We start from the raw sequence: 10,956 nt of genomic DNA, 5'->3' as shown, positions 1-10,956 counted from the left end.
TATCCGGAAAAGAACTGACACTTACCGGAGCCGGAACAGTTGTTGTAAAAGCGGTGCAGGCAGGTAATGAGAACTACGAAGCAGCAGAAGCAGTAAGCAGAACGTTTACCGTAAATAAGGCTTCTCAGGATATCGCTTTCTCGGAATTGACAGATAAAACCTTTGGCGATCCTGCTTTCGAATTGGTAGCAAGTGCATCATCGGGATTGGAAGTCAGTTTTGAACTGGTTTCAGGCCCGGCAACCCTATCCGGAAAAGAACTGACACTTACCGCAACCGGAACAGTTGTAGTAAAAGCGGTTCAGGCAGGTAATGAGAACTACGAAGCAGCAGAAGCAGTAAGCAGAACGTTTACAGTTGCTGGGAGTAAAGAAAATCAAACCATTACTTTCGTTGCTCTTGCAGATAAAACCTTTGGCGATCCTGCTTTCGAATTAGTAGCAAGTGCATCATCGGGATTGGAAGTCAGTTTTGAACTGGTTTCAGGCCCGGCAACTTTATCCGGAAAAGAACTGACACTTACCGGAGCCGGAACAGTTGTTGTAAAAGCGGTGCAGGCAGGTAATGAGAACTACGAAGCAGCAGAAGCAGTAAGCAGAACGTTTACCGTAAATAAGGCTTCTCAGGATATCGCTTTCGCGGAATTGACAGATAAAACCTACGGTGATGCTGCTTTTGAATTGCAGGCAAGTGCATCATCAGGATTGGAAGTAAGCTTCGAACTGGTATCAGGGCCGGCAACCTTATCCGGAAAAGAACTGACACTTACCGGAGCCGGAACAGTTGTTGTAAAAGCGGTGCAGGCAGGTAATGAGAACTACGAGGCAGCAGAATCGGTAAGCAGAACGTTTACCGTAAATAAGGCTTCTCAGGATATCGCTTTCGCCGAATTGACAGACAAAACCTACGGTGATCCAGCTTTCGAATTGGTAGCAAGTGCATCATCGGGATTGGAAGTCAGTTTTGAACTGATTTCAGGCCCTGCAACCTTATCTGGAAAAGAACTGACACTTACGGGAGCTGGAACAGTTGTTGTAAAAGCAGTGCAGGCAGGTAATGAGAACTACGAAGTGGCAGAATCGGTAAGCAGAACGTTTACAGTTGCTGGAAGTAAAGAAAATCAAACCATTACTTTTGTTGCTCTTGCAGATAAAACCTTTGGTGATCCTGCTTTCGAATTGGTAGCAAGTGCTTCATCGGGATTGGAAGTCAATTTCGAACTGGTTTCAGGCCCGGCAACCTTATCCGGAAAAGAACTGACACTTACCGGAGCCGGAACAGTTGTTGTAAAAGCGGTGCAGGCAGGTAATGAGAACTACGAAGCAGCAGAATCGGTAAGCAGAACGTTTACTGTTGAAAAAGCAAGTCAGACAATAACCTTCGAGCCTATTGAAGGCCTTGTAGTTGTTGGAGAGCCAATTCAACTGAGTGCCGTTTCTTCGGAAGGATTAACGGTTGCTTTCGAGCTGTTGCAAGGTAATGGTGAACTTAATGGATCCATACTAACACCAACATTGCCAGGCGAATTTAAAGTTCGGGCTCATCAGGATGGAAACGCTAATATTGAGTCCGCCGAAGAATTTCAGTTTTTTACTGTAAGTCAGCCAACAGGATTGAAAGAGATTTTTGAGAAAATCGTTAAGATTTATCCAAATCCATCACGCGATTTTGTGAGTATCGATTTACCCGATGCTGATGTGATTAAAATCTTAATCTTGAATAGTCGTGGGCAGGTAGTGAAAACCATACAGCCTCACGAGAAACACAGAATTAATATTCAGGATCTGGTTTCCGGAAATTATTTTATATCCATTCAAACGGATGAATTTATTGTAACAAAACGACTCATGGTCGTTCGTTAATAATCTAAGTAGGGTGTCCTAAAAGTTCAACTTTATTGTCATTCTGAGCTTGTCGAAGAATCTCGATCTTTAAATAACAGATTTTACATTTAGGACACCTTTTTTATTTCCTGCAGACCAAGCTGACGGCTTGGTCTGTTTTTTTTTATTCCTATTGGTCTTCTATTTCTTTATTGTTTTTTTGTTAAGCGATGTTAGTTTCGTAGATTCGAATATTGAATATAATAAGTGTTCATTGCTGCTCTATATGGATCGAGAAACACATTTTTTTATTAAAATATAAACACTATTGTGTTTATTTGGAAATTGGGGCACATTTAGATGAAAAAAACTAAAAAATATAAATACTTGATTTTACAAAATTATTTATAAACGAAAATTTATGAAAATAAATGACAAGTTTATGAACTTAAGGTGCTTTTGGTTAAGTAAGTGTTTGATAATATTATCAATTATAATTTTCAATACATCTTGTGAGAAAGAAAACATAAATTTTGAAAAAGAAAATAATAATACAACTATTGGATATGGAATTCCTGATTTGGAAGATTTACTAAAGAATTTTCCAAACTTTTATTTAGACAATAACATTATAAAAATTCGGAATTTGTATGTTCAAAGATTTGACTTAATCTATGACATAAAGACTGAGTAAAACGTGACCCAACTGTGTATATACAAAATAGACATGACAGTAGTAAATGAATCCGTTGTAACCCGCAATTCCTTACGAAATCATGCACTCAACGTTGTGCGTAATGTAAAGACTGATTGCCAATGAAACATAACTCAAAGATATTTATAGAAAGCGGAATGATTATTTATGCAGGGAAAGTCTCCGAAACGAAACAGCATAAACACTATGCTATACAAATAGGAATTGTTATAAGTGGTAGTTTTCAGCTATATATAAATGACAAAGAATATAGGCATAGTAGTTTTATAATTCATTCAAATGTACCACATAAACACATTTCAAATGATAGTGTTTTGTTATGTATCTTAGTTGACCCAACAACCAATTTGGGTAATACGTTGGTTAATTATTATCCTGCTCCATTTCAACCACTTTCAGTTTCAAAAGAAGAACTAAGCTGTTTGCAAGATGAATTAAATAGTAATCAGGAGATTAATGATTTGGAGTTGAAAATATTAAAACTATTAAAGATTACTCCAGTTCAAAGAACAATGGACAATCGTATTTTTCAATTGGTTAAAAAAATGAACCTTTTAAATACATATGATACCGATTTTGATTCTTTAGTAGAAACAGTACCTCTATCAAAAAGTCGGATTCGTTTTTTGTTTAAACAGCAAACAGGACTTTCTTTACAACGGTATATATTGTGGTTAAGAATAAAAAAAGCTATTTATCAAATTATGCAACATAAGAGTTTGAGTGAAGCTGCATATTTAGCTGGGTTTGCTGACTATTCCCATTTAAGTCGGGTTGTCAGGCAAATTTCGGGAATGACAATGAAGGTGTTATTAAAAAACAGTTATTTCATTCAAGATTCATAATTCAAAACGACATTACCTTTGCAAACAGAAAAGTCAAGTTTAACTAAAAAGATGTTTGTAATGTTTTTTAATATCGAGAATTTGAAGGATTTATTTTTTGTAATACCCGTTGTGTTATTTATCCACGAGATGGAAGAGTGGAATATTTATCATTATCATCAAAAAAATTATCAAACAGGTGTAATTAAAGAAAGTGTATTAGGTACCAGACTTTGGTTATTCTTTCTGAGTTTTATTGGGTTTGCGTGGACTGCAGTTTGTTATTTTATTCCAAATCAGGTATTGAGTGTAGTAATAATGATGCTATTAATAGATTTTACAATTCTAAATTCATTACAGCACATTATTTTGACAATGAAAACAAAAAAATATAACCCTGGGCTTGTGTTTGGTGGTTTCTTTGGCTTGTTTGCAGCAATATTTGTTATTGTTGTCATATTACATCATCAAATTATTCCAATCTGGGCAATGATTCCTTTATTATTACTTATTTTTCCTGTTCTAATTGAAAGTGCCATTAGTGCAAGAAATAACAAACTACCAATGATGCTAAAAGGGATATTAAAAGTATCGGATAAATTAGAACGATTTATGTCTTTTTGAAAGTTTATTTTAGAATAATCACTACTCATACAATTTACCCTTGTAGCCAATGAAACGAACCACACAAAATAAGAGGAATCATATGAAACGTCCATGCCAAAGCGATTTTGACACACAGGGAGATGATTATCTCAGCATGGTAAGTTCCATATGGCAATTAAAAAACAAATTATAATCATATGAAAAAAACATTATTATTAACGTTGATCATTTTAATTTATATATCGACAATTAATGCTCAGAATGAAAACTTAACGGAGAAATGGAGTTCGGTATTTAATACAAAAAATATTAATGGAACTTTTATACTTTTTGATATTTCATCTGGTAAAAGCAAGGTTTATAATACAGCTAGATGTGACAGTGCATATATGCCAGCATCAACATTTAAAATATTGAATTCATTAATTTCGTTAGAAACAAATGCTATTAATAGCGTAGACGATACGATTAAATGGAACGGAGTTGATTACGGTTGGGATAAATGGAATAAAAACCAAACAATGAGAACAGCAATGCCTCTATCTTGTGTTTGGTTTTATCAAGAACTTGCACGTAGAGTTGGAATTATCAACATGCAAAAATGGATTGATTCTGTTGGATATGGGAACACAAAAATGGGCGGTCAAATTGATAACTTTTGGCTTGAAGGAGATTTGCGGATTTCTGCAAAAGAACAGGTCGAATTTATTGAACGATTAATAAAAAATGAATTGCCTTTTAGTTTGAAAAATCAGGAACTTGTTAAAGAAATTATGGTTACGGATTCAACAGAAAACTATGTATTGCATTCAAAAACAGGATGGGCATTGAGAATAGAGAATCAAATTGGTTGGTTTGTCGGATATGTAGAAACAAAAGATAATACATGGATATTTGCTTTGAATTTGGATATAAAAACCAAAGAAGATTCCAAATGGAGAAAACAAATAACTTATGAAATTCTTAAAGAAGAAGGGATAATTAATTAATCATTGGCTACAACAATGTGTATAATTCATAAGGGTTTCAGAGGTTTTCGAGCGTTCTTAACTCGTAAAAAAGTAGGTGTAACTTGATAAGTTTGAATCCCGCACGACACCATACACTCAACGTTAGCGGTCAGGCAAAGACACAATTCACAACAAAAAAAAACATATTATGCCATTTGTACGAATAAGTTTACCAAAAGTATTTTCACAAGAGACGAAAGATGGAATTTCAAACTCTGTACACAACTCTCTTGTTCAGGAATTTAACATCCCACAAGACGACTATTTTCATATTATCGAAGAATTAGAACCACAACAAATTAAATTTCCAGAAACTTATTTGAATATTCCCCATACTTCCGACATTGTGTATATTCAAATTATTGCAGGACAAGGTCGTACATTGGAGCAAAAGAAAGGATTATATAAAGAAATAGCCAATCGAATAGCGAACTCTACGACTGTTACCAAAAACAATATCTTCATCGTTTTACTTGAAAATGACGGCAGACAAAATTGGTCGTTTGGAAACGGTGAAATACAAGAACCAAAACATTTAGATAAATGAAAGTCTCAAACATAAACAACTGTTTAAATAGCATTAATACAGACGAAAAAGTAGGTGTAAAAGTTGCTTTCCTAACCGGAGATGAAAAGATGTCTGTATTTGCTATTGAATTAACAAAGGGACAATTTATTCCAGCACATTACCACAAAAAAGACATAGAAACATATTTCATACTTAACGGACATGGTATTGTATATACAGGAACAATAGAAAATGATAATATACTTTGGAACCCAGAAAAAGAGGTAAATACCGGAGACTGTTTCACAATTTATCCTGGAGAAATTCACGGATTTAAGAATATTTCAGAAGAAACACTAAGAATAATTGCGACTGCCCCTTTGATCCACAGCCAAGACGACAGATATTTTATCGAAACACAGAAAAGCCCGAACCGCTGACAATGTATATACAAAATAGGCGAAATAGTACTAAATTAAAGGGTTGTAGTCCGCTTCATCTTACTTGTAACTTGACAGGAAAGTGCCACGCTGTCGGCTACTATTCTTATACGAATCGTTGTGCTTCATGCTAAAAAGAAGCAACAGCATAATATATTAATTTGTTTTGAATGATATAAAAGCAACAGAATATGATATATGAAATGAGAATTTACACTGTTAAAGTTGGGAAAATGAACCAATACATAAAACATTTTGAGAAAATAGGGCTTCCCATTATCTCTAAATATTCAAAATTGATTGGTTACTGGTATACAGAAACAGGTGTGTTGAATCAAGTTATCCACATATGGGAATATGAAAATTTTAATGAAAGAATAGAAAAACGAAAAGCTCTGTATGATGATTATGAATGGTTAGAAAATTTTATTCCAACAGCTTTACAAATGCTGGAAAAGCAAGAGTCAAGAATTATGAATGCAACAAGTTTTTCACCAATCAAGTGATTTATCAATAAAATATTGGAAAGGACATTTGCAGAAAGTTAAGGAGTTTCCATATGGAGATACATATTGAATGGAAATCTGATATGATAAAAATATCAGATTTAAGTGACTATGTGGTTTTATATATAACATTTCAACACAGAGGAATAAGAGAAAAGGAAAAAATGGGATCTGAAAAAATAAATTAAGTAAAAGCACTTAAGTACAACATTTTGTATAAGTAATGGCAGGGGAAGTCCAAATATTCAGATTTGCAGCCCGCTCAAACTAGAAAAAATATAAACGGATTGATAACAATGAAAACAAACCTTATTAAGACATTTCTTTTATTGGCAATGACAATTCTTCTAACTAATTGTGCTACACAAAAAACCAGTACACTTGTTGGCGGAGAATATAACGAAACAAAAAATGAGACTGATTATTTTGTTGTACCGTATGGTTCAGTAACACTTCCAGGAAAATGGGAAAAGACAAATTACAATACAATTAGCAGGCAACAGTTCTTTAGAAATCAAGATTCTGTAATTATTGCAATTGCATTTGGGCGATTCGATAAGTATGAATTTAATAGGGACGGCTCAGAGTCAGGATATGATTTCGTGAAAGCCTATTACGAATGGGATTCAAAATACTTCGTTGATTCACATGGATTGATAAGACAACCTCTGGAAAAAGATAGTACAAACAACTTTATGATTTACCGGATTTACGGACAAATTGAAAAAGGGGATTTTGATACATATTTTCTTGTCGGCGAGAAAAATGGAAATACAAGTAACTTTTCGATTTCAGACACAGATAAATGGACTGAAAATAAAAAAGTTGATTTCTTAAAAAATCTATTCTTGACTAAGAAAGAAGAATAATGAATCTGCCTATATTAAAAATAGAGAACTCTGATTTAGATGAAGCGTTTTTTACTTTTGGACAGTTTATAAATACAAAGCCAATTACGTCCTAAACGTTTTTTGAGAATAAGTATTAATTACTTCTTTTATAAAAACTTACAGCTCGTGATAATCTTAAGGGGTACAATTTAAGTTAGGTATTTGATTGGCATCTTTTTTAAAGAGCTTTCGTTTTAGTTCAAACCTTTAGTAAGACCGGGAAGCTGAGAACTTGTTCGAAGATCGCCCGTACGCACTTAGGTTTGAATTAAATAAGGAAGTTTTTTAAAAAGCAGCCTTGAATTTCTTTGCTTCGTTTCTTGTTTCAAGACAAGAAATGATGTCGGGTTTGGGCGGAAAGCCCAATTGTTAAAATCAATTAGGACAATATTGATACAAAGACATATATTCACGATTAATTAAAAACAGGTGCTAACACGTGCTCATAAATAACAGCCGTTTCGTCTGTTATTAAAGGGTTGTAGCCCACATTAAGTTTGGTGCAGCTGGACTGGTTTGCAATCTGCAACTATTCATAGCACAATACGTTAGCGGTCATTGTGAATACCGTAGATAAATCGATATAAATGACATAAAAAAGAAAAGGTATGAACAAAAAAAAAGAAAATAAAAATGCCTACAAGCAGATGAAGTTCAGGGCAGGAATCTTTCAGATTAAAAACTTAAAGAAGAATAAACTATTTTTAAAAACAAGTACAGATTTAGATAGGGCATTTAATTCCGATCAATTTCAATTAAAATTGGGGAGTCATAAAAACATAGAATTACAAAATGATTGGAATACACTTGGTTCAGACAATTTTGAATTTAGTATTTATGAAGAATTAAAAATAGAAGAAACAGCAACTGAATTAGAAAAACAAACAGATTTGAAAGAACTTCTTAAATTACACCAGATTGACTTATTAAAAAAAGGAATTAAACTTTACTGATTCAATAAACAAAGAACCGCTAACACGGCATATAAAATATTTGGCAGAAAGTGCTAATTTTAAGGGTGGTACATTTAATAAAACTAGCAACAGTTAGATAGGGAGTCGCTTCGAAATGCCAAACGTTTCATACATGTAACCGTTAACCATTATTAAAAAAAACGAACGAATGAACAATATGCCTAGAAAAATTAAATTCTCAACCATACTTAATATTTTGAAAAAGAAACCGATTCCATTGCTTTTTGGTTTTCTTTTTACTCTAATTCCATTATTTCTTGTTATTGTTTTATCGATAGTGTTTTCGTCATTTGGAAACGACACGCCCGAAATTGATTATGAATCGATAAATTTACAGGGAAAAGAAACTACTGCTGAAATAACGGACATTGAAACTCAATACAATGTGACGATTAACGGAGTTCACCCGACAATAATTTCATACAAATATTCAGAGAATGGAAATGAAATTGAATCTAAATATAAAGTTCTGGAAGAAAGAAAAATAGAAAATTTAGAAATCGGAGATGATATTGAAATCAAAGAACTCAATGGAAATTCAATACTAAAAGACCTAAAACCATATGGATTTTCAATTTGGTTCTTTTTAATCATACCAATCCCGTTTCTGATTATTGGATTGCCTTTTTTAATCTATTCAATCTTATACTTGAAAAAGGAACTTAAACTTTACAAATTCGGAAAAGTATCAAAAGGAAAGATAGTTTCGATGATGCTAAAATCCGGACTTCCTGTTTTTAATTTTGGACAAGGAATTATTGTGCATTATGAATATGAAACAAGAAGTGGAAATAAAATAATTGGAGAATCATTTACAACTGACTATTCGATTATGAGTGATAAAAAGAACGACGATTTTGTTCCGGTTTTTGTGTCCGTTGAAAATGATAAGAAGTCTTGTATTGTTCCTAAATTGCAGTCGTTGAGAAATAATTGGAACATTGATTTTGAATAAAACAACAATGGCTGAAAACGCTAACCGTTGCACAAGCGATTACTATCTAAATTAAAAATGGATAAAAATGAAAAAAGCACTGGTTATAATAGATATTCAGAATGATTATTTTGAAAATGGAACAATGACTCTTGTTCATTCGGATAAAGCCTGCCGGAAAGCAAAACTTCTTTTAGACAAATTTAGAGCAGAGGCATTACCCGTAATCTTTATTCAGCACATTGCAACACGACCTGATGCATCATTCTTTTTACCAAATACAAAAGGAGCAGAAATTCATAACACCATCAGTCCTTTAAAAAGTGAGAAGATAGTCGTTAAACATTATCCAAATAGTTTCAGAGAAACAGACCTGATGCAATATCTTGAAGAAACACAAATAACTGATTTGGTCATATGCGGAATGATGACGCATATGTGCGTTGATGCAACAACAAGAGCTGCAAAAGATTTTGGATTTACTATTTCTGTTATTGGTGATGCTTGTGCAACAAAAGATTTAGAATACAATGGAAAAGTTGTTGAAGCCAATGAAGTTCAGAATAGTTTTTTATCAGCATTAAATTATTTTTATTCAACAGTGCAAACCACAGAGGAGTATTTAAATCAATAATTGGGTGACTGTGTTTATCGTAGACATACAAATGAGTTTACTCCATCTACGGCGGGTGATGAATTGAAATTTCTTTTAGCAAAGCACGACCGTGCAACAGCTTGTTTGTAATTAAAAAAAACGAATTGCTTACTATAAAAACATACAAAGCTGAACTATTTCCAGATTTGATTGAAAGAATTTGGGTGGCAGAGAATAAGGAAGCAGAAGTAGAATTAATGATCCCACCAAATCAGTACGTTAACTTAATTTTCCCACTGAATCATTCTGCATACAAACGAGATGAAATATTAATTGAAGTCCCGCAAATAGAAGGCATTTCTACTAAAAACACAGTATTAGTCTATCCCGCCGGCACTAAAATAATTGGAGTAAGATTTTTTGCCTTTGGTTTATATCCTTTTATTCAGATTCAAGGAAAAAAGCTAATTAATAATTCAATTGATTACCCGCTTGAAACAAAAGGAATAAAGGACATCCTTAATTGTTCTGTCAGCGATTCGGACACTGTATTAATTGACAAGCTTTGCGGACTGTTAAGTGATTTACATTGCGAAAAATTACATGATGCAGTCTCTCAAATAATGGATTTTTACAAACAATTCAGGTGGAATGATGAGACATGTTCTATTGAAGATTATTGCAAAAGAACAGGAACAAATTATACAGCGCTTAACAGAAGTTTCACCCAAATTGTTGGAATCGCTCCTAAGAAATTTGAGAGACTGATTAAATTTCGCAAATCGCTTTGCAGTTTGATCGACAGTCAGGATAATCTAACCTCAATAGGATCAAATTCAGGATATTTCGACCAGGCACACTTCATTCGTGAATTTAAAATGTTCGTAAACCAAACACCGTCAGCTTATCAAGCATTCATAAAATTGGCTGATAAGGAAAGCAAAATCATCAATTACAACTTTAAATTATTTTAACCTGTTTAAAATATACAATTTCTTAAATTTACTACCCCTTAGCTTTGCGCTGTAATTACAATTTACAACAGTATGAAACGACCATGCAAAAAGTGTTACACGCAGGAGAATGAGTGTAATTTGGGAGTTCCATCTGACAAAAACTTAAAATCAAATT

General features: G+C 33.4%; 12 protein-coding genes. All 12 read left to right on the top strand.

What is annotated here, in order from left to right; translation table 11 throughout:
- The coding region (locus GQR60_RS11670) for a T9SS type A sorting domain-containing protein (RefSeq protein WP_148096536.1) at positions 1-1,862 on the top strand (1,862 nt) is incomplete at its 5' end.
- Positions 1,863-2,639: 777 nt separating this feature from the next.
- A complete protein-coding gene (locus GQR60_RS11665) occupies positions 2,640-3,383 on the top strand; it encodes an AraC family transcriptional regulator (RefSeq protein ID WP_124993085.1) in 744 nt (247 codons plus the stop codon).
- Positions 3,384-3,401: 18 nt separating this feature from the next.
- Complete coding sequence (locus GQR60_RS11660) at positions 3,402-3,986, top strand: HXXEE domain-containing protein (protein ID WP_124993084.1); 585 nt, start codon at positions 3,402-3,404, stop codon at positions 3,984-3,986.
- A 179-nt stretch (positions 3,987-4,165) separates the two neighbouring features.
- Positions 4,166-4,957, top strand: coding sequence for a class D beta-lactamase (gene blaOXA / locus GQR60_RS11655; RefSeq protein WP_124993083.1), 792 nt, complete (start codon positions 4,166-4,168; stop codon positions 4,955-4,957).
- Between the two features lie 169 nt (positions 4,958-5,126).
- Positions 5,127-5,525 (top strand): tautomerase family protein, encoded by a 399-nt coding sequence (locus tag GQR60_RS11650; RefSeq protein ID WP_124993082.1) that lies wholly within the window; start codon positions 5,127-5,129, stop codon positions 5,523-5,525.
- Positions 5,522-5,926, top strand: coding sequence for a cupin domain-containing protein (locus GQR60_RS11645; protein WP_124993081.1), 405 nt, complete (start codon positions 5,522-5,524; stop codon positions 5,924-5,926). The genes GQR60_RS11650 and GQR60_RS11645 overlap by 4 nt, the downstream gene beginning before the upstream one ends.
- Positions 5,927-6,117: 191 nt before the next feature.
- On the top strand, positions 6,118-6,432 hold the full coding sequence (locus GQR60_RS11640) for an NIPSNAP family protein (protein WP_124993080.1): 315 nt from the start codon (positions 6,118-6,120) through the stop codon (positions 6,430-6,432).
- A gap of 296 nt (positions 6,433-6,728) precedes the next feature.
- Positions 6,729-7,301 (top strand): hypothetical protein, encoded by a 573-nt coding sequence (locus GQR60_RS11635; RefSeq protein ID WP_124993079.1) that lies wholly within the window; start codon positions 6,729-6,731, stop codon positions 7,299-7,301.
- Between the two features lie 629 nt (positions 7,302-7,930).
- Entirely contained in the window at positions 7,931-8,275 is a 345-nt protein-coding gene (locus GQR60_RS11630) for a GIY-YIG nuclease family protein (protein ID WP_124993078.1), read from the top strand.
- A gap of 169 nt (positions 8,276-8,444) precedes the next feature.
- The gene (locus GQR60_RS11625) at positions 8,445-9,251 is read left to right on the top strand and encodes a hypothetical protein (protein ID WP_124993077.1); all 807 of its coding nucleotides are present in this window, start codon (positions 8,445-8,447) and stop codon (positions 9,249-9,251) included.
- A gap of 67 nt (positions 9,252-9,318) precedes the next feature.
- On the top strand, positions 9,319-9,864 hold the full coding sequence (locus GQR60_RS11620) for a cysteine hydrolase family protein (protein WP_124993076.1): 546 nt from the start codon (positions 9,319-9,321) through the stop codon (positions 9,862-9,864).
- A gap of 125 nt (positions 9,865-9,989) precedes the next feature.
- On the top strand, positions 9,990-10,799 hold the full coding sequence (locus GQR60_RS11615; RefSeq protein WP_124993075.1) for a helix-turn-helix domain-containing protein: 810 nt from the start codon (positions 9,990-9,992) through the stop codon (positions 10,797-10,799).
- Positions 10,800-10,956: the final 157 nt, after the last annotated feature.

This window comes from Labilibaculum euxinicum (genome assembly GCF_009795715.1).
GTDB classification, from domain to species: domain Bacteria; phylum Bacteroidota; class Bacteroidia; order Bacteroidales; family Marinifilaceae; genus Labilibaculum; species Labilibaculum euxinus.
This window is presented reverse-complemented; position numbering and strand designations above follow the sequence as displayed.